The 24,433-nt window shown below is 63.9% G+C and carries 23 protein-coding genes and 1 pseudogene; 11 read left to right on the top strand and 13 right to left on the bottom strand.

Annotated elements, in window-relative coordinates; genetic code table 11:
• The first annotated feature begins 143 nt into the window (after positions 1 to 143).
• Both DKK67_RS16815 and DKK67_RS16810 read left to right on the top strand, forming a co-directional pair.
• Positions 144 to 857, top strand: a complete 714-nt coding sequence (locus DKK67_RS16815) for a hypothetical protein (RefSeq protein ID WP_162628861.1) — start codon at positions 144 to 146, stop codon at positions 855 to 857.
• A 111-nt stretch (positions 858 to 968) separates the two neighbouring features.
• A pseudogene (locus tag DKK67_RS16810) lies at positions 969 to 1,985 on the top strand (2-hydroxyacid dehydrogenase).
• A 3-nt stretch (positions 1,986 to 1,988) separates the two neighbouring features.
• On the opposite strand, the gene DKK67_RS16805 reads toward DKK67_RS16810, so the two are convergent.
• Positions 1,989 to 2,972, bottom strand: coding sequence for a zinc-dependent alcohol dehydrogenase family protein (locus DKK67_RS16805; protein ID WP_111497675.1), 984 nt, complete (start codon positions 2,970 to 2,972; stop codon positions 1,989 to 1,991).
• Positions 2,973 to 3,252: 280 nt separating this feature from the next.
• Between DKK67_RS16805 and DKK67_RS16800 the strand changes: the two genes are divergently transcribed.
• The 5 genes from DKK67_RS16800 to DKK67_RS16780 all read left to right on the top strand — a co-directional run bounded on the left by DKK67_RS16800 (position 3,253) and on the right by DKK67_RS16780 (position 7,598).
• Positions 3,253 to 4,323, top strand: a complete 1,071-nt coding sequence (locus DKK67_RS16800) for a DUF1214 domain-containing protein (protein ID WP_111497674.1) — start codon at positions 3,253 to 3,255, stop codon at positions 4,321 to 4,323.
• Positions 4,324 to 4,635: 312 nt separating this feature from the next.
• Positions 4,636 to 4,950 (top strand): cupin domain-containing protein, encoded by a 315-nt coding sequence (locus tag DKK67_RS16795; protein ID WP_111497673.1) that lies wholly within the window; start codon positions 4,636 to 4,638, stop codon positions 4,948 to 4,950.
• A 163-nt stretch (positions 4,951 to 5,113) separates the two neighbouring features.
• Complete coding sequence (locus tag DKK67_RS16790) at positions 5,114 to 5,734, top strand: class I SAM-dependent DNA methyltransferase (protein WP_111497672.1); 621 nt, start codon at positions 5,114 to 5,116, stop codon at positions 5,732 to 5,734.
• 173 nt (positions 5,735 to 5,907) lie between these two features.
• Positions 5,908 to 6,588 carry a DUF1007 family protein gene (locus tag DKK67_RS16785; protein WP_111497671.1) on the top strand — a complete coding sequence of 227 codons (681 nt, stop codon included), beginning with the start codon at positions 5,908 to 5,910 and terminating at the stop codon, positions 6,586 to 6,588.
• Positions 6,573 to 7,598 carry a nickel/cobalt transporter gene (locus DKK67_RS16780; protein ID WP_111497670.1) on the top strand — a complete coding sequence of 342 codons (1,026 nt, stop codon included), beginning with the start codon at positions 6,573 to 6,575 and terminating at the stop codon, positions 7,596 to 7,598. The genes DKK67_RS16785 and DKK67_RS16780 overlap by 16 nt, the downstream gene beginning before the upstream one ends.
• Before the next feature lie 80 nt (positions 7,599 to 7,678).
• Here the strand turns inward: DKK67_RS16780 and DKK67_RS16775 are convergent, their stop codons facing one another.
• From DKK67_RS16775 to DKK67_RS16760, 4 genes are all read right to left on the bottom strand, one after another.
• On the bottom strand, positions 7,679 to 7,870 hold the full coding sequence (locus DKK67_RS16775; RefSeq protein WP_111497669.1) for a hypothetical protein: 192 nt from the start codon (positions 7,868 to 7,870) through the stop codon (positions 7,679 to 7,681).
• A gap of 90 nt (positions 7,871 to 7,960) precedes the next feature.
• Positions 7,961 to 8,953 carry an ABC transporter substrate-binding protein gene (locus tag DKK67_RS16770; protein ID WP_228160683.1) on the bottom strand — a complete coding sequence of 331 codons (993 nt, stop codon included), beginning with the start codon at positions 8,951 to 8,953 and terminating at the stop codon, positions 7,961 to 7,963.
• Positions 8,954 to 9,015: 62 nt separating this feature from the next.
• Positions 9,016 to 10,416 (bottom strand): sensor histidine kinase, encoded by a 1,401-nt coding sequence (locus tag DKK67_RS16765; RefSeq protein ID WP_111497668.1) that lies wholly within the window; start codon positions 10,414 to 10,416, stop codon positions 9,016 to 9,018.
• Positions 10,413 to 11,081, bottom strand: coding sequence for a response regulator transcription factor (locus tag DKK67_RS16760; RefSeq protein WP_111497667.1), 669 nt, complete (start codon positions 11,079 to 11,081; stop codon positions 10,413 to 10,415). Before DKK67_RS16760 ends, DKK67_RS16765 begins: the two co-directional genes overlap by 4 nt.
• Positions 11,082 to 11,235: 154 nt before the next feature.
• Here DKK67_RS16760 and DKK67_RS16755 point away from each other — a divergent pair, with 154 nt between their 5' ends.
• Genes DKK67_RS16755 through DKK67_RS16740 form a run of 4 tightly spaced genes read left to right on the top strand, consistent with a single transcriptional unit; the run spans position 11,236 to position 15,267 of the window.
• Complete coding sequence (locus DKK67_RS16755) at positions 11,236 to 12,222, top strand: Bug family tripartite tricarboxylate transporter substrate binding protein (protein WP_111497666.1); 987 nt, start codon at positions 11,236 to 11,238, stop codon at positions 12,220 to 12,222.
• Positions 12,219 to 12,668 carry a tripartite tricarboxylate transporter TctB family protein gene (locus tag DKK67_RS16750; protein ID WP_111497665.1) on the top strand — a complete coding sequence of 150 codons (450 nt, stop codon included), beginning with the start codon at positions 12,219 to 12,221 and terminating at the stop codon, positions 12,666 to 12,668. The genes DKK67_RS16755 and DKK67_RS16750 overlap by 4 nt, the downstream gene beginning before the upstream one ends.
• Before the next feature lie 10 nt (positions 12,669 to 12,678).
• The gene (locus DKK67_RS16745) at positions 12,679 to 14,184 is read left to right on the top strand and encodes a tripartite tricarboxylate transporter permease (protein ID WP_111497664.1); all 1,506 of its coding nucleotides are present in this window, start codon (positions 12,679 to 12,681) and stop codon (positions 14,182 to 14,184) included.
• A gap of 15 nt (positions 14,185 to 14,199) precedes the next feature.
• Entirely contained in the window at positions 14,200 to 15,267 is a 1,068-nt protein-coding gene (locus tag DKK67_RS16740; protein WP_111497663.1) for an AbrB family transcriptional regulator, read from the top strand.
• Positions 15,268 to 15,351: 84 nt separating this feature from the next.
• Here the strand turns inward: DKK67_RS16740 and DKK67_RS16735 are convergent, their stop codons facing one another.
• The 8 genes from DKK67_RS16735 to DKK67_RS16700 all read right to left on the bottom strand — a co-directional run bounded on the left by DKK67_RS16735 (position 15,352) and on the right by DKK67_RS16700 (position 24,240).
• Complete coding sequence (locus tag DKK67_RS16735) at positions 15,352 to 15,924, bottom strand: HupE/UreJ family protein (RefSeq protein WP_111497662.1); 573 nt, start codon at positions 15,922 to 15,924, stop codon at positions 15,352 to 15,354.
• Between the two features lie 13 nt (positions 15,925 to 15,937).
• Entirely contained in the window at positions 15,938 to 16,291 is a 354-nt protein-coding gene (sodX, locus tag DKK67_RS16730; protein WP_111497661.1) for a nickel-type superoxide dismutase maturation protease, read from the bottom strand.
• Entirely contained in the window at positions 16,291 to 16,791 is a 501-nt protein-coding gene (gene sodN, locus DKK67_RS16725) for a superoxide dismutase, Ni (RefSeq protein ID WP_111497660.1), read from the bottom strand. The genes sodX and sodN overlap by 1 nt, the downstream gene beginning before the upstream one ends.
• Before the next feature lie 156 nt (positions 16,792 to 16,947).
• Complete coding sequence (locus tag DKK67_RS16720) at positions 16,948 to 17,364, bottom strand: hypothetical protein (RefSeq protein WP_162628860.1); 417 nt, start codon at positions 17,362 to 17,364, stop codon at positions 16,948 to 16,950.
• Between the two features lie 184 nt (positions 17,365 to 17,548).
• Complete coding sequence (locus DKK67_RS16715) at positions 17,549 to 18,346, bottom strand: helix-turn-helix domain-containing protein (protein WP_228160682.1); 798 nt, start codon at positions 18,344 to 18,346, stop codon at positions 17,549 to 17,551.
• Positions 18,347 to 18,388: 42 nt separating this feature from the next.
• Positions 18,389 to 20,557, bottom strand: coding sequence for a carboxy terminal-processing peptidase (locus DKK67_RS16710; protein ID WP_111497658.1), 2,169 nt, complete (start codon positions 20,555 to 20,557; stop codon positions 18,389 to 18,391).
• Between the two features lie 307 nt (positions 20,558 to 20,864).
• On the bottom strand, positions 20,865 to 23,006 hold the full coding sequence (locus tag DKK67_RS16705; protein ID WP_111497657.1) for a 3-hydroxyacyl-CoA dehydrogenase NAD-binding domain-containing protein: 2,142 nt from the start codon (positions 23,004 to 23,006) through the stop codon (positions 20,865 to 20,867).
• A 25-nt stretch (positions 23,007 to 23,031) separates the two neighbouring features.
• Entirely contained in the window at positions 23,032 to 24,240 is a 1,209-nt protein-coding gene (locus DKK67_RS16700) for an acetyl-CoA C-acetyltransferase (RefSeq protein WP_111497656.1), read from the bottom strand.
• Positions 24,241 to 24,433: the final 193 nt, after the last annotated feature.

Raw genomic sequence — 24,433 nt, 5'->3', positions numbered from 1 at the left:
TGCGTCGAAGGTTTCGAATCAGGGCTCCAAAACGACGGAATTGGCAGGATCGTGGCAGAATGATACTGTCGCCACAGCGCACAGATTGAGCCCTGAGAGGTATCCTCTGTGACTTTATGGACGACGTAAAATAAGGACTCGCTGTGACTCGAACGTTTGTCGGCTGCTTGCTCCTGGTGCCCACGCTGGCACTGGCTGGGGAGCAAGGTGGCGTACTCGATACCAACTACGAGGTTGGTGCAGGTTATACCAAAGACCGCGACAGTGACTCGGTCGATCTTTCCGGTACCATCAACCTTCCGCTCTTCGGATATGTCGGATCGTCCGCGTTTGTGGGGGGCCAAACCAGTCAGGCTGACTCCGGCAGTAATCAGTTGGACGCTGACAATCTGGGATTTGGTGGCAGCATCTATTTGCGAGATTTTGATCTGGGCAAGGTGGGTGTGTCGGCGGCGTACACCAAGACCTTCTTTGACAGCTCCAGTCCGGCGGTTCCGGACGATCTGAAGTCTTACCAGTACTCGGCGTTTGGTGAGTACTACATTGATCGATTCACCCTTGGATTCCAGCGAACGCTGGTAGACGTTGAAGACCCGGTCGATGACGCGCACAGTTGGACCGGCTCAGTGGCATGGTACCCGGAAGACAACACCAAGCTGCTGCTTTCCGGTAGCGGTATGGATTCACGGGATAACTACTCGGTTGCTCTGTCACATCAACCGGATGCCTTGGGCGAATCGACGGAAGTATCGTTGGGCTATACGTCATCACCGCACGACGACACGTTCAACCTTTCGCTGAGCTATTACTTCGGAACCCAAGTGCCGTTGATCGATCGGGACCGCAAGTACCGTTAGAACGCTTTTCGACTGGGTAGGCGCCTGTGTGGGTGCCTGCCTGCTTCCTTACCCTTGATAAACAGCCTAAAGTTAAGATCCAAGCCTAATCGACAACGCAGGACGCCTGTCATGAAGGTTGCGATCTTCAACGCCAAGCCCTACGAGCGTGAGGTCTTCGAAGCCAACAACAGCGAAGGCCGTCACGCGCTGACGTTTCTCGAGCCTCACCTGAATCCCACCACTGTGTCCCTGGCCGACGGCTATCCCGCCGTCTGCGCCTTTGTGAACGACGATCTGTCGGAACCGGTGCTACGTCGCCTGAAAGCCGGTGGCACGCAACTGATTGCGCTGCGCTCCGCCGGCTTCAACCACCTTGACCTGGGCGCTGCCGACGCGTTTGGGCTGGCGGTGGTGCGGGTGCCGGCCTATTCGCCCTACGCCGTCGCCGAGCACACCGTGGCGCTGATGCTGTCGCTCAACCGCAAGACCCACCGCGCCTACGCCCGGGTGCGGGACGGCAATTTCTCCCTCAACGGCCTGATGGGCTTCGACTTCCACGGCCTGACCGCGGGGATCGTCGGCACCGGCAAAATCGGCGAGGTGCTGGCCCGCATCCTCACCGGCTTCGGCATGACGGTGATCGCATCCGATCCTTACGAGAATCCCGCGTGCACGGCGCTGGGCGTGCGCTACGTGACCCTGGACGAGCTGCTGCGCACCTCGGACGTGGTGTCCCTGCATTGCCCACTCACGCCGGACAGCCACCACCTGATCGACACGGCGGCGATCGACACCATGAAACACGGCGTCATGCTCATCAACACCAGCCGGGGTGCCCTGGTGGACAGCCGGGCGGTGATCAAGGGCCTCAAATCCGGCCGGATCGGTCACCTGGGGCTGGATGTCTACGAGGAGGAGGGCGATCTGTTCTTCGAGGACCTGTCCGACCGGGTGATCCAGGACGACGTGTTCACCCGCCTGCTGACCTTCCCCAACGTGCTGATCACCGCCCACTAGGCGTTCTTCACCCGCGATGCGTTGGACGGCATCGTCGCTACCACCCTGGCGAACATGGACGAATTTGAGACCACCGGGCGCTGCCGGAACGCGGTCACCGCCGCAAGCGTGGCCAGGCCGGGCCGCTGAGCCTCAGATCACCAGCACGCCGGAGCCGGTGAAGCGACCGGCCCGGAGATCGTCCAGCGCCTGGTTGGCCTGTTCCAGCGGGTAGGTGTGCACAGTGGTGTCGACCGGGATGCGCGCCGCCAGGGGCAGGAACTCTTCACCGTCGCGCCGGGTCAGGTTGGCCACCGAACAGATCTCCCGCTCGCCCCAGAGAATGCTGTACGGGAAACCGGGAATGTCCGACATGTGGATGCCGGCACAGACCACGCGTCCGCCCTTGCGCACGGCCCGGAGCGCGGCCGGCACCAGCTCGCCGGCGGGGGCGAAAAGGATGGCGCCGTCCAGCGCCTCTGGCGCCGACTGGGATGAATCCCCGGCCCAGGCCGCCCCCAGGGAACGGGCGAAATCCTGCGCCTCGCGGTCTCCGGGGCGGGTAAAGGCGTAGATCGACTGGCCGAAGTGCCGTGCCACCTGAATCAGGATATGGGCCGCTGACCCGAAGCCGTAGAGCCCGATCCGCTGGCGGTCCTGCACCAGCCGATAGGCGCGGTACCCGATCAGACCGGCGCAGAGCAGGGGTGCGGCCTGCAGGTCCGAAAAGCCCTCTGGCACCGGGAAACAGTAGCGCGCGTTGGCCACCGTATACTCCGCAAACCCGCCCGGAATCTGGTAGCCGGTGTAGCGGGCGGCGTCGCACAGGTTCTCTTTCTCGTGGGTGCAGAACCAGCACTGCCCACAACTGCTGCCCAGCCAGGGCACGCCCATCGTCTGACCCACCTCGAAACCGGTCACCGCGGCCCCCAGTTGCGCCACCTCACCGATGATCTGATGTCCCGGAATCAGCGGCAATACCGGCTCCTTCAGATCCGCATCCACCACGTGCAGGTCCGTCCGGCAGATCCCGCAGGCCGTGACCCGGATCAGGATCTGGTGATCCGCCGGTTTTGGGGCGGGGACGTCTTCCAACGTCAGGGGCTGGCGTTGCTGGTGCAGGACCATGGCGCGCATGGGATAGGTCTCCTATGCGGATGGGAGGAGCGTATTGAACACTTCAAGCGAGAGAGCCCATCGAAAGCATAGTCTGTTGAGTAGCAGGTGACCTTGTCAGCGTGTTTGGGGTTTGACTACCTTGAAACGAGTGGATAGCTGGACTGCGTGTGATGTTGCGCATTCTTTTGTTGGCCACCCCCTTTGTGTGCGCACGATGCAATCAAGCCCAGGCATGATCGTACTCGACTCTGACGGACACATTCTGTAAGCCAATCACTCAAGTAAGGGAATTACATCCATGAAGAAACGACTGCTGATCCTTGCCGCGCCGATGGCCATTGCAGTGGCCTTTCCGGCACAGGCCGATATCGCCCCGGGCTTCGATGTGACAACGCCGGCCGACTTTGGAGTGCCGGGCTACGTCTATAAAATCTCGGAGAGCGATTTCAACTTCAAGCGCAGCCTCGCCAAGGCGCCGATCAATGAATGGGCCTACCAGAGCGATCTCAGCCGAGTGAAAACCCAGCAGGTTATCCGCGAGAACCAGGATGGGATCTATGCCAGCGCCGTGGTGGACATCAGCGAAGGGGCAACCTTTTCCATTCCCGAAGGCGATCACTACCAGATCATTCAGGTGATCGACATGCAGAATTACGTCGCCGGTGTCGCCTATGCGGGCGACACCATTACCATTACGACCGATGATGTGACCTACGGCGACCACGTGTACCTGAACATGCGCGTACCGATCCTGGCTGAGGAGAAAGGTGGGATTGAGGAGACCCTGCGTCTGCAGAAGCTTGCCACCATTGACGCCAATTCTGCCAAGCCCTACGAAACCCCGGATTTTGTTCTGCCGCTGAAAAAGACCGAAGAAATCCGGGCGGCGCTGGTACAAGACGTTAAGGAAGGCGCACTGACCCACACCAAGAACGTCAACGGCACGCCCTATACCTCGCGCCCGCAAGACCATCTGTACGGTACCGCATACGGGTGGGGCGGGCTTGGCTTGCCGGATGCGGCATACTGGCCGTTTGTGAACAAGACCGAAATCGTCGACGGTAAAGCTCAGCCCTCGAGTGCAACCTTCACGCCGCCTGAGATTCAGGAAGACCGCGGGGGCTTCTGGTCGGTTACGATCTACAACGAGGAGGGCTGGTTGGCCAAAGACATTTCCGCCATCTCAAACACCCAGGCGGAGCCCAATGAGGACGGCACCTACACCATCAACTTCAACTCACCGGGCAAGAAGAACAACCTGGAAACCTCCACGCCGTTCACGGCACTGTTTCGCTTCTACCTTCCCAAGTCGAAGGAGTCTGCGATTGAGTATATTCGTGAAAGGTCCGGGGAGCTGGTTATTGAGTGAGGTTCCTGGCCACTGCTTTCCGTTTACAGAGGCGAAGGCACTTCACATTATGACGTAACCGCTTTGCTTAGCGAATCGGAACGGCTTTGACGAGGGGCAATCTGCGAGCCGTTAGGAAGACAAAGTCAGTTGAAAACTTTCTGGATTGCCCGTTAACTGCAGAAAGCCAGAGAAGAACAGGGGCTGATGTACTTTCTCGCACTCGTGAGATAACCCTTGGCTTAAAGCACAAGGTCGCAAACTGACTTCGCCCGTGCGCGACTGCCCCAATGAACGCTTATCGGCACACCGGACAAACCAGGGAGGTGACAGGTGCCAGGGAAGTACCCGGATAAAATTCGAACGCTACCGCTGTTTGACGGACGCTTTGATGCCTACCGACTGGCGGCGGATGGGGCTGATGTGTTGTTTGCGTCCTATCCCGCAGGCACCGAAATTCCGCCCCATACCCATGACACTGACAACCACGGGGTGATCATTCGTGGCGAGTTGCTGCTCTCTATCGAAGGCCGGAACGAGCGCTATGGGGTTGGCGACTGGTACCACGTTCCGGCGGGCGTTGAGCATGCGGCAGCGTTCGAGCAGGCGACGGATGAGATTGAGTTCTGGTTTGAGGCTGGTCAATAACCGTTAGAGAGGGGCGCTGATAATGTCACCGTATCAACGGCGTGCGGGGCTACTGATCTTCGACGGGTGAGCAGCAGTCAGCGCTTGGTGTCGGTGTAATCGAGAGTGGCCCAATTCGTGCTGTACCCTAACCATGTGATCCGTTAAAAAGAAGGAGTCTGTAATGGGAAGACGACAAATTCTTGAAAGCGCCATCACCGCCAAAAGCCCCGAGGCGCTCGGGGACCTCTACAGCCAGTGGGCGGGCAGCTACGACAACGACCTGCTCAACGAAATGGGCTACAAGGCCCCCGCGACCACCGCGTCCATTTTCCAGCAATTCCACACCGACAAAGTGGGCACGATCCTGGATGTGGGCTGCGGCACGGGCATTGTTGGTGCACTCCTGTCGGACAGTGGCTACCCGGCGATTGAAGGGCTGGATTATTCGGACGCGATGCTCCACGAGGCGAAGAAGAAGGGCGTCTACCGGGAACTGTTCCAGGCGGACCTGAACAAGACCCTGACCGTCGCGAACGACCGCTACAGCGCCCTGATCAGCGTGGGCACCTTCACCTTCGCCCACGTCGGCCCCGAGGCGTTGCACGAACTGATCCGGATTACCAGGCCTGGCGGCGTCATCTGTTTTACCGTGCGCAGCGAAGCCTGGAACGAACACGGCTACAAAGGATTCACCGAGGATCTGGAAGCGCAGGGCAAGTGGGCGCTGCTGGATCGGCAGACCATTGATTACATCGAGGAAGAGCACTCTACTTGTGAGGTGTTGGTTTACAGGGTGTCGTGAGTCCGTGCTTTTGAGTGCGCGAATCTCTTCATCATGGTCCCACCTCACTCTCCCGCCTGGATTAGCAATGTTATAGTGTTGCATAATGGCCGCCGCCGGATGCTGACCGGCGGTGATTCCTGATCTCTCGCCGCTACACCGGCATCGATCACTGATTGACCGGTAGACCTTCTATGCCGTTTGTTCGCCCGGGCGCTGGCCGTTTGCTGCGCCGTCTCTTGCTAATTTGCCTGCTCCCGCTCTGGCTGCTGGCGCCCACCGCCCAGGCCCACCCCCACGGCTGGGTCGACTACACCGTCCGCGTGCTGTTCGACGACGCGGGGCGAGTGACCGCGCTTCAGCAGCGTTGGACGCTGGACCCGATGTACAGCCTGACTCTGATGGAAGAGCTGTCCCGTGAGGGCGATGCCAGGAGTCAGCAGCAGAAGCTGGACGGGCTGGGCGGCGAGATCATCGGCAACATCGCCAAACAGCATTACCTGACCCACGTGTATCGGGGCGATCAGGCGCTGGATCTGGGCACGGTGACCCAGTACACCACCTTCCTGGACGGGCAGCGCATCGAGTTCCGGTTTGTCCTGCCGCTGGCCGAACCGCAGGACCCGGACGGCGATGCGCTGAGCTGGAAGGTCTACGATTCCACCTATTTCATTGAATTCCTGTACGACAATGAGATAGACCAGCCCCTGACCCTGGGCAATGCGCCGGCAGGTTGCACCGCTGACATCGTGCATTTCAAACCCGATCCGAAGCTGGTGGCCGAGGCGGCAGCCATTGATGTTACCGGCCAGGCGCCGGACGGCTTCGGGAAAATGTTCGCCGACACCGGAAAGCTGACATGTCCCGCTCCCTAGGCTTGCTGATTGCGTTCCTGCCGCTGCTGGCGCTGGCCGCTGTACTGATGACGCCGTCCGGCGAGGTTGCCGCGCAATGGCTGCTGGCCCAGATGCTGGAGTGGCAGCGCTCCCTGCAGCGCGGGCTGTCCCTGAACATGATGCAGTTCTCCCAGCAGATGGACATGGGCACCCTGCTGACGCTGGTGGGGCTGAGCCTGGGTTACGGTGTATTCCACGCGGTTGGGCCGGGGCACGGCAAGGCCGTGATCTCGACCTACCTGCTGGTGCACCGGGCGGAACTGGCGCGAGGGATTCGTCTGACGGTGGCCGCCGCGTTCCTGCAGGGGCTGGTGGCGATCGCGCTGGTGGGCGTTCTGGTGATCGGGCTGGGGATGCTGACACGCCACGCCATGGCCGACACGGTGGTGGTCGAGCGCATCAGTTACGGACTGGTGGCGGCGCTGGGCGGCTGGCTTAGCCTGCGGGCGTTACGGCGCCTGCCCGCGTTACTGCGTCCGTCCCGGGAAGAATCCGCAGCGGCGCCGGTGTTCCAGCCGCTTGGGCCGGCGGGCTCGGCGGCTGTCCAACCGTCGCCGGTCACCATGCGACCTGTAGCGAAGAACGCGGCGGCGATGGAATCGATCTGCGCCTGCGGCCGGGACCATCACGTGGATCCGGCCCATGTGGGACACGACTGGCGCGAAAGTCTGGGGGTGATTGTCTCCATCGGCCTGCGCCCGTGCAGCGGCGCCATCATGATCCTCGGCGTTGCCGTGATGCTGGGGCACTGGTGGGTAGGCGTGGCGGCGACGCTGGCCATGTCCGTTGGCACCGCCCTGACCACCTCGGCGCTGGCGGCGTTCACCGTGCTGGCCCGCAACCAGGCCGGCCGGCTTGCATCGCGCACGCCCCCGCGCTGGCAGGCACTGCTGGGGCAGGGGTTGGCCCTGTGCGGCGGTCTGCTGATTCTGGTGCTGGGTGTGGTGCTGTTGATGAACGCGACAGCGCCCGTGGTGCCGATGCTCTGAACGTCATGCGGTCAGCGGAGTGGCGGTCTGGGGTTGGGGCTTCGGCCGATGCTCCACCGGCCGAAGCGATTGGCCAGGGTTCAGGCTACCCGGTGCCGGTCGAAAATCTCCTGGATTTCCCGGCGCTCCTCGTCGGGAATCATCACCCGGATGACGTGTTCGTCTTCGTCGATGTAGATGTTGTCCCGCGGGATGCCCGAGGCAATCAGGTCGTCCCACACGTTCTTGGCCTGCTCTTTCGAGCCGTAATGGCCGTTCATGGCATGGCTCATATCGCCCTCCTGTTTTTCGAAGGCTTGTCTATCAAGTGTAGTTGGTGGCGTCAGGCGCCGCCAGATCGCTGCGTGAGTCTGCGAAGCGGATCAGGGGTTGAGGATCTGGATCTCCCGGTTCCAGCGGCGCATGAACAGCTCGCGGCGCAGCGGGTCGACGAACGCCAGCAGGGACGCGTTGATGGGAATCGGATAGAGCCGCTCGCCCACCTGGTCGCGCAGGCGCTGGGCGGTGTAGGGGCCGATAACGTCGGGCAGCACGCTGAATAGCGGCGTGCGCCCGGCCAGGGTTTTCTGGCCGGCCTCGCTCAGCAGGAAATCCATGAACACCCGGGCGGCGGCGGGATGCGGCGCGTCCCGGTGGATGAAGGCCATCCGCATCATCACCAGGGCGTAGTCCTGGGGAATCTGCACGATGATTTCGGGATGGCTGCGCGCCCAGTGCATGGCGTAGGAACCCAGCAGGTTGTAGCCCACCCAGTAAGTGCCGTCGGACAGGCCCCTGAGCATATCGCGGGTGTTTTTCTCCAGCTTTACACCGGTGGCGCCCATGGCCGCGACCAGATCCCAGAACCGGGGAGAGTAGCGGGCGTCCTGCTGGGCCAGGGTGTAACCGATGCCGCTGCCCGACGGCGAGTAGGTGGTTACGCGGCCGCGCAACAGGTCACTGTGGGTCGTGAGGAGGGTGTGCAGGTCGGCGTGGGTCTCCGGCGGCTTCATGTGGCGCGGCAGATCCAGGCGGTAGGCGGTGACGATGGGCTCGAAGGTAAAGCCGAACACTTCGTTGCGCCATTTGGCCCAGTCCGGCCACTGCCGGGCACTGGGACTGTCCAGCGGCTGTGCCAGCCCTTCGTTGACCCGCGCCATCTGCCAGGGCATGGCGGAGCTGATCACCACGTCCGGCGCCGGTTGCGCGGAGCGGGCCCGGCGATCGACCTCAAGGGTGGAGTCGTCGTGATAGACCAGCTCGACCTCGGGGTGCGCGTTGCGGAAGGCCTCCAGTAGCGGCGCGACCACCTGGCGATCCAGCGCCGCCGAAACGGTGACCGTCATCCGCGACTGGGCCATCAGGATCGCGGGCATGAGGCACAGTATCAGCAGGCCGGCCCGGAGGGCGGTGCGCAAGAATAATCGGTGGAATGGCATCATGCCGAAACCTCTCCAGACGTCAGGGAAAAGCGGATGCCGACCCACAGACCGCGCCCAGGTTTGCTGCGGATTGTCAGGGATGCCGCATGGCGGCGGGCGATGGAGTCGACGATGGCCAGGCCCAGGCCCGAGCCTTCGGTGTCCTGCCGTCCGCCGCGCTCGAATGGTTGGTGCAGTCGATCGAGCGCGTCCTGGCTGACCCCGGGGCCGTTGTCCTCGATGAACAACTCGACCGCCTTCGTCTCCGGTTGCAGGCCCAGGGTGATTTCGCTGCCCGGCGGTGTGTAGCGCAGGGCGTTGTCGATCAGGTTGCCGATCAGTTCGCGCAGGGACCAGGCCTCGCCCTGAATCCACACCGCCGACGCCGGCAGCGCGGCCAACCCCAGGTCGTGGTGCTGGGCGTGGTCCCGTTCCGCCCATTCCAGGGTGGTGTCCCGCAGCAGGGCGGCCAGATCGATGCGATGGCGGGCGCTGTCTTCGGCGTGGCGCAGCCGCGCCAGGCTCAGCAGTTGACTGGCCAGCCGGCTGGTGCGAGCGCTGCTGTCGTGGACGGTTTGCAGGGCGCGGCGCCAGTCGTCGGGCTGGTCGCTCTGCAGGGCCAGTTCGCTGGCGCTTTGCAGGCCGGCCAGCGGGGTCTTGAGCTGGTGGCTGGCGTCGGCGGTAAAACGCAGCAGGGCGTCGCGGCCTTCCCGCTGGCGCTCGAACAGCGCGTTCAGGGTTTCCGCCATGTCGTAGAGTTCGCCCGGCACCCGGGCATTGAGCGGGCTGACGTCGTCGGCTTCGCGCTGGCGGATCAACTGGCGCAGACGGCGCACCGGCCGCAGAGCCGTGCGGATGGCCAGCAGCATCAGCAAGCCGGTCAGGATCACCATCACCACGAACCGGGTGAGGGCGCGGATGAACAGATCGCGGGCCAGGGCGTCCCGGCCGGAGAGCGTATGCCCCACCCAGATCTGCACCGGCTCCACCGACTCCCAGCCGGCGGATTTCAGTTCGCGCCCGTACAGCCGAATGGGGGTGCCGTGAACCTCGACGAAGCGCCACACTGGCTCGCTTTGGGCGCTCTCGCGCAGGGCATCGGTCACCACGCCGTCCAGGTTGCCGGTTACCTCCCGGCCGCCGGTGTCGAGCAGGGTGTAGAACACCCGTTCCTGCTGGTCGGTGGCCAGGATCTGGAAGGCGGCGGCGGGGATCTCCACGACCGGGCGGCCGTCCTGCCACTGGATGGCTTCAGCGATGGTCAGGCTGGCGGCTTCCAGCTGGCTGTCGTAGGCCCGGTCCGCGGCGCGTTCGGCGCTGGTGTAGGCCTCCACCAGCAGGAATGACCCCAGCACCGCGACGGCGGCCAGCAGCCAGGCGGCCAGGCGCCGTTTGAGGGTGCCGTCGATGGCGATCACGCGGGATCGTCCTCCAGTCGATAGCCCAGGCCTCGCAGGGTGCGGATGCGTACGCCGCTGCCCTGCAGGCGCTTGCGCAGTCGGCTGATGTAGAGGTCGAGCGCGTTGGGGCCAGCCTCGCCAAAACCGAACAGACGGTCGATCAGCTGTTCCCGCGGCGCGATGCGCCCGGCGTGAAGCAGCAGCCCCTCGATCAGACCCAGTTCCCGTGGCGGCAGTTCCAGATGCTGGCCATGGAGGGTGGCTTCGCCCGACGCTGGGTCGAAACACAGCGGGCCGAAGCGCAGGCGGTTATCGGTGCGCTGCTGGCTGCGACGGAGCAGGGCGCGGACCCGGGCCTGCAGCTCGGGCAGCGAGAAGGGTTTGGTGAGGTAATCGTCGGCGCCCAGATCCAGACCTTCGACGCGCTCGGCCACCCCGTCACGGGCGGTGAGGATCAGCACCGGCGTGGCGTCGCCGCGTTTGCGGATGTCCGCCAGCAGCGACAGGCCGTTGCCGTCGGGCAGCCCCAGGTCCAGTACCACCAGGTCGAAATGGCTGTGGGCCAGCGCGGCCCGCGCCTCGCTCAGGCGGGTAAACACCTCGACGGTGTTGCCCAGCGGGCCCAGGCCCTGGGTGAGTGAATCCGCAATCAGCGGATCGTCTTCGACGATAAGCAGGCGCATGGCTCAGGTCTCGCAAAGAGGGACATGACGACGACGGACGGCTGACAGGTTGATGACAGGTTGCGTCCCTAGAATGGCTCGGGTCATCGACACGATGAACAGCAGGGACGTTTCCGGACGACCTTGCGGAAAACAAATACAACAGGAGTCCAACATGAAATTCAACTCCGCATTCCTGCGCTGGTCTGCGCCGCTCGTCATGGGTGCCGCACTGATGACCGGTAACGCTCACGCCCAATCCGAAACCACCGAATGCATCGCGCCCGCCAAGCCGGGCGGGGGCTATGACCTGACCTGTCGCCTGGCCGCCAACGGCCTGCAGGAGACCGGGCTGATCGACCAGCCGATGATGGTCAGCTACATGCCCGGCGGCATCGGCGCCGTGGCCTACAACCACGTCAACGGCGTGCGTGACGACGACCCCAACCTGATCGTGGCCGCGAGCACCGGTGCCGCCGTCAACCTGGCTCTGGGCAAGTTCGGCCAGTACGACGCCGACGAAGTGCGCTGGCTGGGCGCGTTGGGCGTGGATTACGGCGCCATCGTGGTCAAGGCGGATGCGCCCTGGCAGAACCTGGGCGATCTGATGAGCGACCTGAAGAAGAACCCGAACGGCGTTGTCTTTGGCGCCGGTGGAACCGTGGGCAGCCAGGACTGGATGAAAGCCGCCCTGACCGCCAAGGCGGCCGGCGTGTCCCCGCGCCAACTGCGCTACGTAGCGTTCGAGGGCGGTGGAGAGTCCCTGGCCGCGTTGCTGGGCGATCACATCGAAGTGTTCACCGGTGACCTGTCCGAACTGCGTCCGCACCTGGAAAGCGGCAAGATCCGCGTGCTGGCGGCGCTGTCCGACGTGCGCATGGGCGGGCCCTACGCCGATATTCCCACCGCCACCGAGCAGGGCTACGACGTTGAATGGCCCATCTGGCGCGGTTACTACATGGGGCCGAAAGTCACCGACGCAGACTACAACGCCTGGGTCGAGCGTCTGGAAACCCTGTCCGGCAAGGACGCGTTCGCCGAGATGCGCAAAGCCCGGGGTCTGTTCCCGATGAACCGTTTCGGGGATGACTTCGACGCCTACGTGAAGGCCCAGGTGGTCCAGTTCAAGCAACTCGCCAAAGAAGTAGGACTGACGCAATGAGACTCGCCGCCGACCGTATTCTGGGACTCGCCTTGATCGGTCTGGCGGCTTTTGCCGCCTTCAACGCCAGCCAGTTCCAGGTCACCTTCAGCTACGAGCCGGTCGGGCCCAAGGCCTTTCCTATGCTGCTTTCCGCGCTGTTGGCCGGCCTGTCGCTGGTGCTGGTGTTCCGACCCGGCGAAAACGGGGAATGGCCGGACAAGCGCACCACCCTGAAGCTGGTGGCGGTGTTGCTGGTCCTGCTGGCCTATGCGCTGCTGTTCACCCGTCTTGGCTTCCTGATCACCACGTTCCTGACGGTGCTCTCCCTGGCGCGCCTGTTCGAGGCGAGTTGGGCGAAGGCGTTGCTGGGCGGAATCCTGATGGCCGTGGGCAGCTACTACCTGTTCACCCTCGGCCTGGGCATTGCCTTGCCAGGCGGCCACTGGCTGCCCGATTTCAACTGAGGTGTCCGGCATGTTCGATTTCCTGATCCATGGTTTTGAAGTCGCCCTGAGTCCGATGAACCTCGGGCTCGCCTTTCTGGGCGCGCTGCTTGGGACCCTGTTCGGCGCCTTGCCGGGCATCGGTCCGATCAACGGCATCGCTATCCTGATGCCGCTGGCCTATACGCTGGGGCTGCCGGCGGAATCCGCCCTGATCCTGCTCGCCGGGGTCTACACCGGCGCCGAGTACGGCGGACGCATGTCGAGCATCCTGCTCAACGTGCCCGGCGATGCCGGCGCGGTCATGACCACGCTGGACGGGCATCCGCTGGCCAAGAAAGGACTGGCCGGGCCGGCGCTGGGGCTGTCCGCGGTGAGCTCCTTCGTGGGCGCCACCATCGCGATCATCGGCCTGACCCTGTTTGCGCCGCTGCTGGCGCAAGTCGCGGTGATGTTCGGCCCCGCTGAATTCTTCGCGCTGATGGTGTTCGCGTTCTCCTCGATGGCGGTGATGATGGGCAAGGACCCGATCAAGACCGGTATCGGCGCCGTGCTGGGCGTGTTGATCGCCATGGTCGGCGTGGACTCCGGTACCGGCGTGATGCGTTACACCTTCGGCATGGCCGAGCTCTACGACGGCATTGATTTCGTGGTGATGATCATCGGCCTGTTTGCCATCAGCGAGATCCTGCTGATGCTGGAACACGCCAACCGTCAGGATGCGGGCGATACCATGCCGCCACTGGGCCGGGTGATGGTCAGTCTCAAGGAGCTGCTGCACTGCAAGTGGACCATGCTGCGCAGCGGCGTGATCGGCTTTATCGTCGGCGTGCTGCCGGGGACCGGCGCCTCCGTGGCCGGCGCGGTGACCTACACCACCGAGAAGCGACTATCCGACAAGGACAACACCTTCGGCACCGGCGACATGCGCGGTCTGGCGGCGCCGGAAGCAGGCAACAACGCGTCGGCGGCCGGCTCCTTCGTGCCCATGCTGACCCTGGGGATTCCGGGCTCCGGCACCACCGCGGTGCTGCTGGGCGCGCTGATGCTCTACAACATCACGCCGGGTCCGATGCTGTTCTCCGAGCGGCCCGAAGTGGCGGGCGGCCTGATCGCCTCGCTGTACATCGGCAACATCGTGCTGCTGGCCCTGAACCTGCCGCTGGCGGGGGTCTTCGCCAAGGTGCTGACCATCCCGCGCTGGGTACTGGTACCGGCCATCGCCATCCTGGCCTTCGTCGGGGTGTACCAGTTGCACTCGGACCTGATGGCTATCTACCTGATGCTGATCATCGGTATTTTTGGCTACGCGCTGCGCAAGCTGGGATTCTCCCTGGCGCCGGTGATCCTGGGCTACGTCCTGGGCGGTCTGATGGAAGACAACCTGCGCCGGGCCCTGTCGATCAGTGGCGGCGACGCGGGCATTCTCTGGCAGTCCGGCATCTCCATTGGCCTGTGGATCGCGGCGGTGTTGTTGCTGGTGCTGCCGTGGCTGGTGCCCAAGCTGCTCAGTCGCAAGACGCCGGTCCATGCCTGACGTGCCGGTGACCCCTTGAGCGCGGCGCTCAAGGGCCGGATCGCGGATGGTGGGCGGCTGCTGCCCACGCTGGCGGTCGGTGTCTGCGGCGGAGGGCTGGCGTACGCCGGCGGTCTGCCGCTGCCCTGGCTGTTGGGGGCGTTGATCGTTACCACGCTCCTCAGTCTGGCCGGCCGGGCGCTGCCGGCCCCGAAGGCTTCACGCCGGCTTGTGCTGGTGGTGATTGGTGTTTTGCTGGGCGGCGCGTTCACGCCGGAGATGGCGACCGACGTCGGTCGCTGGGCCGCGAGCATGACGATCATGTTGCTGGGCACCGCGCTGATGATGGCGGTGTCGGTGTGGCTGCTGCGCCGGGTGAGCGGTCATTCCATGGACACCGCCATCTACGCGGGCATGCCCGGCGGCGTGTCCACGGTGACGCTGATGGCGGCCGACTCCAACGCCGACCTGCGGGTGGTCGGGCTGACTCACGCGGTACGTATCCTGGTTCTGCTGCTGGCGATTCCGCCGCTGTTGCAGTTGATCGGTCACGTCAGCCTGCAGACTCCGACGGCCACGGTGGCTCGCTGGTTCGCCATGCCGGCGCCGGTGGATGCCGCGATGCAGGTGGGTGCCGGTGTGTTCGGTGCCTGGCTGGGGCGCCTCGTGCGTCTGCCCAATCCGCTGCTGTTCGGCCCGGTGCTGGTGTCGGGGGCGCTGCATATTACGGGGGTGTGCGAAGCGACCATCCCGCCGTTCATTGTGGCGCTGGCCCAGGTGGTGATCGGCGTGTCGATCGGCGTGCGCTTTGCCGGGACTTCCCTGGCCAGCGTCGGATTCACTCTGGTTTTGGCGCTGCTGCAGGCCTTCCTGTTGATCCTGCTCGCGGTCGGTGCCGCCTGGCTGGCCCATGCGGTAACCGGCTATTCCCCCGCCGCCGCGTTACTGGCCTACATGCCGGGCGGGGCGCCCGAGTTGAGCCTGGTGGCGCTGTCCCTGGGTATTGAGCCGGCGTTCGTGACTTCCCACCACTTGCTGCGCCTGACGGTGCTGATCCTGCTGATGCCCGTGTTACTGACGAAACTCCAGCGTCGGTGCGCGTAGCGCACGCGTGGGTTGCTTAAAGCCGGTGAACGTTGCACAGGAAGGATGGAGCCGCCTCGCAGAGGCGGCTCCGGACGGCGGGCATCAGGATGCCAGGACGGCTCCGGTGGCAGCCAGAATGGCGCCAATGCCGCGGGTGATGCGGCTGTCGGTCTTCATCAGCAGGGCGCCCAGACCGCGACCGGCCAGGGTGATGCCCAGGGTGGCCAGGGCGAAACCGGCCATGTAGGCGGCGATGTGCGCGCCCGCCGGCATTTCGGCGGCGTGGGCATAGCCGTGGCACATCATGAAGGCGACCACGAGCGTGCCGCCGACGGCGGTCGGCAACCTGACCAGGGTGGCCAGCAGTACGCCCGCAAGCAGCACGGACAGGGCGATGCCGGTTTCAACACCGGGTACGCTCAGGCCGGCCCAGGCGACGCCCGCGCCCAGAAACATGCCGCCGATCACGAACAGCGGTGTGCCGTACTTCATGACGTTGCCCTGGCGGATACTCCACAGGCCGATTGCGGCCATCGCCAGAAGGTGGTCAAGCCCGAGCAGCGGGTGCATCAGGCCGCTGGCAAAGCCGCCTTCGGCGTGCCCCGGGTGGGCGGCGGCGGTAGTGGCGGTCAGCATGAGGCCGACCGTGAACAGGATTTTGCTACTGCGGTTCATTGTCTGTCTCCATTTATCCGTCGGTAAGGTTTCCTTGGCGCGCGACAGGCCGGGCGGATGCGTCCTTGGCGTGACCCGCAGAGGGAATCCGCCAGATCACTTTTCCCAGCACACGACTCCGGGGAACCGCGCCCATAGCCTGCGTCGAGGTGCTCTTCGCGGGATTGTCGCCGGCCAGCATCAGCGCTGCATCAGGCTGGATCGCGGTAATCCGCTTGACGATCCGGCCGTAAGCGGGATGCTCGGCCACAATCACGTCACCCACCCTGAGCGCCAGGGAGCGGCGCCCGAAGACGATCACGAAACTGCCGGGACCGAGTTCCGGCAACATGCTTTCGCCGGTGACTTTGAAGAGCCGGATGCGCATCAGTTCAGTTTCGGGTAGACCACGGTTTCGTTGGGCGGGTACGGGCAGGTCGCCTTGAAGGTGCTGACACCCTTGGTGGTCCAGAAGGCGTCGGCGAATTCATTGATCAGTTCCAGCAACTTCTCGCCCTTTTCCCGCTCGATACCCTGTTTGCAGGCCGAACCAGCCAGCATGATGCTGTGTACCAGGCTGCTGGCGTCGGGATACTGGTCGAACTGGGGCTGCTTGAAGTAGTCCCCCCAGATCACGCGGACTTCGTGCTTGGCCTTTTCGGCGTGATCTTCCTTTTCGCGGACCAGGCGGGCCAGTTGCGCGTGGTCGGCGACGGTCAGTGAATCCTTGCCTTCCATTTCCCCGATCAGGTCCATGAAACGCAGCACGCTCAGGGCGGCGATCTGGGCACTGATGGGGTCGTAGATCTTGCACGGAATGTCGCAGTGGGCAGCGACGGTATCGACACCAAAGGCCCGGTCATACCACGCTGTGAGTTTGCTCAGCATTGCTTTGACTCCTCTTTCGCTGGTTTAGAACGCGTCCCTTTTTCGGCTCAATACATCTTTGCTTGTGCATTGCTTCGATTCAGAACGGCACTGCATGGGGCCGTATCTGAATTGGCACACCGAAAGCCGCACGCGCCATCGCGCCGGAACGCCATCTCAATTGACGAGGCTCCGGGGGAAGGCGGTGACGTCTTTCAGTATTTCTTTAGCGTAGTCGGAATTGAGCGTGTGGGACTGAATAATGCACATCAGGTCGGTTACGGTGCGGCGGCTGGCGCTCAGGGCGGCCTTGCGCCGGTTGGCGTTGCCGTTGCGGTAAGCCAGCTCCAGCACTTCGTGCAGTCGCCGGTACGTTTCCAGGGCGTCGCGCACCCGGCACTGATCCAGATAGGTATCCGCCAGGTTCTGGTAGCTGACGCACAGGGCCGCGGTGACCGCGTCGGCATCGGGCCATTCCGCAAGCAGCTCAAGGGCCCGCTCGCAGGCGGCCCGGTAACGGGTGGCGGCGGTTTCGTAGTCGGCGCGCTCGAAGGCGGTGTTACCGGCAACGATCAGGGACTGCCACTGTTGCAAGCTGTCGACCTCCGTCGCCGAATGAATGATCTCGTTTATCATAAACGCAACGATAATCGTTATCATTTATATTTGTCCAGTCTAACAACGGCATGTTTTATGATGGATATCATCAAGAGCCGCTTGTCGGGCTCAGGGAATCTGGGCTGAGATGCTTGGGGATGAGGAAAAACGGGGCGCGCGGTCAGGAGGTCTTGCGGGGCTTTGAACGGGCCTTGCGTTGGCCGGATGTCGCGGCGGGGTCGTCGGCCGGCATTTCCGTGGCGTCCCGGATGCGCGCTACTTCGGCCTCCTGTTCGGCGACGAAGTGCAGGGACATCTCGAAACTCTGGCGGGTGAACTCGAGGACTTTGCGGAAGCCTTCGTCGGACAGTTCGCGGGCCTGGTCGTGGCCGCGGAAGATGTTGATGAACTCCCGTTCCCGCTCGAATTGCAGTGGCAGGCGGCCGACGCCCCAGTCGTTGAGCAACTGCCAGGCTTCCGGGTTGTAGTTGCGGGTAAAGCGCAGGACGAATGGGATCGGGTCGTTGCGGGCCACCAGGGCGGCCAGACGCAGGATCAGCTCGAACGACAGGGTTGCCGTGCCGTTCTCGACGGCTTCCAGCAGACTCTTGTCGCGCAGGTCCAGGGCCTCGCTCATTTCGCTGAGGGTCAGGCCCGCCACTTCGCGGACGTCTCGCAGGGAATCGCCGGCGGCCAGCATCATGCGCAGCTTGTCCTGGGAACGGAGCAGGGCGCGCCCGGCTTTCAGGGAGCTGTCGGTGGTGCGCAGGGCAAAACGGAAAGCGGAGCCGGTCAGGTCGGTGAGGCGGTCGACGAGCGAGTCATCGGTGTCGTCGTCGCCGGCTTTGCGGTCTTTGGAGGGGGATAGCGGCGGAATGCCGAGCTTTTCCGCCTGTTCCATGGACTGGATCGCGTGCAGCGTGTCCATGAGCAGGCTTTCCAGGGCCCGGGCGCGTTTACGATCACCATTGTCGGTCATATCGGTCGCGTCCCGGGTCCCTGGGGTAAGAGGCTGTCCTGATTATTTCAGGCTTTCGTCCGCCTGGGCGGTGATGCGCTCCGGCGGGTTCTTGATCGAGGCCATGCGCGAATCCAGCTCGATCAGGTCCGCCATGATGTTCCCGCCTTCCTTGACGATGAAGTCGTGGTCGCCGTCTTGGTCGGGGTTGGCGGCCTCGGCTTCCTCATGGTCTTCCAGCGCTTGCCAGTCGGCGAACGGTTCCTTGCCCTTGAGCTCGCGACGGGCGTTGGCAATGTTGAGCTGGCGCGACTCCAGGTCGGTCTGGTAGGCCGAGCGCTTGTCGTAGTTCAGGCTGACGTACTCGCGGTTGCGCTGGCCCTTGAGCAGGTCAATTTCCTGTTGCAGCAACTGGAACTCGGGGCTCTTGTCGAAGCGCGCCTCGTGGCGCTCGCGCAGATCGTCGATGACGCTGCTGAAATCGAAGTAGCGACCGTGGGGCACTGCCTCGATCTGGTCCCAGGGCAGGGCGTTGTCGAGGGCGTCTTCACCGATCTCGTCTTTGTTGATGCGCGTCGGGATGTTGATGTCCGGAATCACGCCCTTGTGCTGGGTGGAGCCGCCGGACACGCGATAGAACTTGGACTGGGTGATCTTGAGCTGGCCGTGATTCAGCGGGCGTACGGCCTGCACCGTGCCCTTGCCGAAGGTCTGGGAACCGACGATCAGGCCGCGGCCGTAGTCCTGGATGGCGCCGGCGAAGATTTCCGATGCCGAGGCGCTCATGCGGTTGACCAGGACGACCAGCGGCCCGTTATAGGCCACCGACGGGTCGTCATCGGTCAGCACACTGACGTCGTTATCGGCGCTGCGGATCTGCACGGTGGGGCCTTCGTCGATGAACAGGCCCACCAGATCGTTGGCTTCCTGCAGCGCGCCACCGCCATTGTTGCGCAGGTCGATGACCAGACCCTGCATGCCGTCGTCCTTGAGCTGGTTGATCAGCTTGCGTACGTCTCGGGTGGTGCTCTTGTAGTTCGGGTCGCCCGCCTGCATGGCCTGGAAATCGGCGTAGAAGGTGGGGATGTCGATCACGCCGACCTTGTAGTCCTTGCCATTGCGCTCGAGGTTGATCATATCGCTCTGGGCGGACTGTTCCTCAAGCTTCACCTGGTCGCGGGTGATGTCGATCGTGCGGGTGATGGTCTCGTCGGAGGCGTTGGACGGAATCACTTCCAGCCGGACCACGGACTCCCGGGGGCCGCGGATCAGGTCCACGACCTCGTCCAGGCGCCAGCCGATGACGTTGGTCATTTCGCTGTCCTTGCCCTGGGCGACGCCAACGATGCGGTCCGCCGGCTTGAGCTGGCCCTGTTTGGAGGCGGGGCCGCCCGGTACCAGGCGCACGACCTTGGTGTATTCATTGTCGGACTGCAGCACCGCGCCAATGCCTTCCAGCGACAGGCTCATGTTGATGTTGAAGTTCTCGGACGTGCGCGGTGAGAAGTAGGAGGTGTGCGGGTCCCACAGGCTGGTGAAGGCGTTCATGTACATCTGGAAGGCGTCTTCGCTGCGCACCTGGATGGCGCGTGAGCGCTGGCTCTCATAGCGCCTGCGCAGGGAGTCGACGATTTCCTTGTCGCTCTTGCCGTTCAGGCGTTGGGCCAGTACCGCGTTCTTGATGCGGCGCTTCCAGACGTCGTCCAGAGCGTCGCGGTCGGCGGCCCAGGGATCGTCGGAGCGGTCCAGCTTGAGCTGCTCGTCGGCTTCGAAGTCGAACTCGTCGACGCCGTCGTCCAGCAGCTCCAGGGCGTAATCGAGTCGCTCGATGACCCGTTGCTCAAACAGGTTGTAAATCTGGAAGGCGGGTTCCAGCTGCCCGGTTTTCAGGGCGGAATCGAGTTTGGAACGCCAGGGCGCGAAGCGATCGATGTCGCTTTGCATGAAATAGATGTGCTGCCCGTCGAGGTGGTCCAGGTAGGCGTCGAACACCCGGCCTGACAGCGAGGAGTCGATGCGCTGGTCAAGGAAGTGGGTGAACTGGAGCTGGCGGGCAATCAGGATGTTGGCACGGGCCTGATCGATCGTGGGAGCTACCGGCGTGAATGTCTTTTCCGCGTCCTTGTCCAGTGCGGCAAAGCCGGCCGTCGAGGTGACCATGAGGCCAAGGGCCAGGGCGGCAACGGGAGACCGGAGGCGGGGGAGACTCAGCTTGCGGATCGATATTGGCATGTTATTACAGTCTTTGCAGAGGTTGATTGTCCACCGGACGCGCTGTCCGGGACCCAGGCATCGTATATCCAACGGAGCGGTGTCGCACCAGGGTTGGCGGAACCCATGCCGGCTGGGGCCATTGACACCCACGCGTTTTGTAGGTTCCTCAACTCATTGTAGGCAAGCGGAAAGACGGTTGCTACCGCACGACGACGGCGAGGTCATGACAATCTGTCCATGAATCCGGACAGCGGATTGACAAAACGGGAGGGGAGGGCGCAGAAACGCCCTCAGGCGGAGCCCGCGAGCGCGGGCCCGTTTCAGGTCATTGAAATTTTTCATCGCGCTCCGCTTTGTCCAGCAACAGCTTCGGTGGACTGAAGCGTTCACCATAGCCTGCGGCCAGCTCCCGGGCCCGTTCCACAAAATCACGCGGGCCGTACTGGTTGATGAACTGGATGGCGCCGCCGGCCCAGGCGGCAAAGCCGATCCCGAAGATGCTGCCGACGTTGGCGTCTGCCACCGTGCGCAGGACGTTCTCCTCCAGGCAGCGTACGGTTTCGATCGCCTGGATGAACAGCAGCCGGTCCTTGAGGGTTTGCAGATCGGCTTTTCCAGCTATCGGAAAGGCATCCGCCAGGCCCGGCCACAGATGTTTGCGGCCGGACTCCGGATAGTCGTAGAACCCGGCGCCTGCGGCTTTGCCTTTGCGGCCGAACTCGTCCACCAGACGGTCGATCACCGCCTCGGCCGGATGGGGCTGCCAGCTGCCGCCGGCGGCTTCGGTGTCTTTCCGGCTCTGGTTGCGGATGTGCTGGACCAGCGTCAGGCTGACCTCGTCGCAGACCGCCAGCGGCCCGACCGGCATACCCGCCAGGACGCCGGCGTTCTCGATGCTGGCTGGCGCGATGCCTTCCTGCACCATGGCCACGCCCTCATTGACGAAGGTGCCAAAGACCCGCGAGGTGAAGAAGCCGCGGCTGTCGTTCACGACGATGGGGATCTTGCCGATCTGCTGCACGTAGTCGAAGGCTCGGGCCAGGGTGTCGTCGGAGGTCTGCTCGCCAACGATGATTTCCACCAACTGCATCTTGTCGACTGGAGAAAAGAAGTGCAGGCCGATGAACTTGTCCGGGCGAGCGGACGCTTTGGCCAGTTGGGTAATGGGGATGGTCGATGTGTTGGAGGCGAATATCCCGCCTTCGGCGAGCCGCTGTTCGGCCTCCTGTGTGACTTTGGCCTTGAGGTCGCTGTCCTCGAACACGGCTTCGATGATCAGGTCGCAGCCGTCCAGGTCGTCGGCGGATGCCGTAGGCTGGATGCGCGCCAGCACGGCGTCTCTTTCGGCGTCGGACAGTCGGCCCCGGCTGACTTTCTTGTCCAGCAGTTTCTGCGAGTAACCCCTGCCTTTCTCGGCGTTCTCCAGGGACACGTCCTTGAGCACCACGTCCAGGCCGCGCGCGGCCGTTGAGTAGGCGATGCCCGCGCCCATCATGCCGGCGCCGAGGACGCCGACTTTGTGGAAACGTGCCCGGTCGACTCCCTGCGGGCGGCTCTCACCGGCCTTGATAGCGTTGAGCTGAAACCAGAAGGTGCCGGTCATGTTCTTGGCCACCTGGCCGCAGACCAGTTGTGCGAAGTAGCGGGTCTCAATCAGTTGGGCGCTGTCGAAATCCACCTGGGCGCCCTCAACGGCGGCTGACAGGATGGCTTCCGGTGCCGGATAACAGCCTTTGGTTTTCTGGCGCAGCATGGCCGGGGCGATGGCCAGTTTCTGGGCCATGGCGGGATGCTGGGGACCGCCGCCCGGCATCTTGAAGCCTTTCCTGTCCCAAGGCTGCTGACAGCTGGGGTTGGCGTCGATAAAGGCGCGGGCCTGCTGGATCAGGTCGTCGGTATCGGAGGCGAGGGCGTCGACGATACCGGCCTTGAGGGCGGCTTTCGGCGTCGCCTTCTTGCCTTCCATCAGATAGGGGAAGGATGCTTCCAGCCCCAGCATGCGCGGCAGGCGCTGGGTGCCGCCTCCGCCGGGCAGCAGGCCCAGCGTCACTTCCGGCAGCCCCAGTTGGATCCGGTCGTCGTCCAGTACGACGCGATGATGGCACGCCAGGCACAGCTCCAGGCCACCGCCCAGGGCGCTGCCGTTGATCGCCGCCACCACCGGTTTGCCGGCGATTTCCAGTGTGCGCATCTGGCGCTTGAGGTTGTTGACCATGGCTTCGAAGTCACCCGCCTGGTCCTCGGTGACCTGGTACAGCTCGTTCAGGTCGCCGCCGGCAAAAAAAGTGCTCTTGGCGGAGGTCAGGATAATCCCGCGGAGGCGCTCCAGATCCTGCTCGACGCGGCTGACGGTGTCGGTCAGCGCCTCCCGGAAGGCCGCGTTCATGGTGTTGGCTGACTGGCCGGGCATGTCGATGGTCAGGGTGAGGATGTTCTGGTCGTCGATGTCGTAATGAATGGCACTCATGATTGGATCCTTCTCCTGTCCCGGCTCAGCAACGTTCGATGATGGTGGCGATACCCATGCCGCCGCCCACGCACAGGGTGGCGAGCCCGTAGCGCTGCTCACGGCGCTCCAGTTCATCCAGCAGGGTGCCCAGGATCATCGCGCCGGTGGCGCCCAGAGGGTGGCCCATGGCAATGGCGCCGCCGTTGACGTTGAGCTTCTCGTCCGGCACCTCCAGTTCGCGCTGGAAGCGCATGACCACGGAGGCAAAGGCCTCGTTCACCTCGAACAGGTCGATCTGGTCGGCACTCATACCCGCCTTGGCGAGGGCCTTGCGGGTGGCCGGCGCGGGCCCGGTGAGCATGATGGTGGGATCGGTCCCCGTCACCGCCGTGGCCAGGATGCGGGCGCGGGGCTTGAGCCCCAGTTCGCGGCCCTTGGCCTCGCTGCCGATCAGCAGCGCGGTGGCGCCGTCGACGATGCCGGAGGAATTGCCGGCGTGGTGGACGTGATGGATGGTTTCCACATCGTGGTACTTCTCCCGGGCCACGCCGTCGAAGCCCATTTCGCCCATCATCTGGAACGAGGGTTTGAGCTGGGCTAGGGACTCGAGGGTAGTGCCGGCGCGCACGTGTTCGTCGCGATCCAGGATCATCACGCCGCTCTGGTCGGTGACCGGCACGATCGAGTGCCTGAAGTGGCCCTGTTCCCAGGCGGCAGCGGCTTTCTGCTGGGAGTTCACGGCGAAGCGGTCCACGTCCTCTCGGGTGAAGCCTTCCAGGGTGGCGATCAGGTCGGCGCCGATCCCCTGGGGCATGAAGCCGGTGGTCAGGTTGGTGGCCGGGTCGCTGGCCCAGGCGCCGCCGTCGGAACCCATGGGCACCCGCGACATGGATTCCACACCGCCGGCGACGATCAGGTCCTCCCAGCCCGAGCGGACTTTCATCGCCGCCAGGTTGACCGCCTCCAGTCCGGACGCGCAGAAGCGGTTGAGGGTGACGCCGGCCACGACTTCGTCCCAGCCGGCGGCGAGGGCGGCGGTCTTGGCGATGTCGGCACCCTGGTCGCCCACGGCGGTGACGCAGCCCATGACGATGTCGTCCACCTGGGCGGTGTCCAGTTGGCTGCGCTGTTGCAGGGCGTCCAGCACCGTGGTCATCAGGGTGATGGGCTTGACGCTGTGCAGGGCGCCGTCCCTCTTGCCGCGTCCCCGCGGTGTGCGCACCGCATCGTAGATAAAGGCGTCTGTGGTCATTGTTGTTCCTCTGCCGTCAAAGCGGGATCGGGTGGGGGATCGGGCCCGCTTATTCCCGGCGGTATCTTCAGTCCGCCACGGCCCCGACCACTCTAAAAGTAGACTGCCAAGATAACGGCGCGTTCCGGCTCCTGTAATGACGCGGGCTGCCAACCGGATTGGCGAAACTGCTCAGGTTGCGGGTACCTGACAG

Source organism: Marinobacter bohaiensis, assembly GCF_003258515.1.
GTDB classification, from domain to species: Bacteria; Pseudomonadota; Gammaproteobacteria; order Pseudomonadales; family Oleiphilaceae; genus Marinobacter_A; species Marinobacter_A bohaiensis.
This window is presented reverse-complemented; position numbering and strand designations above follow the sequence as displayed.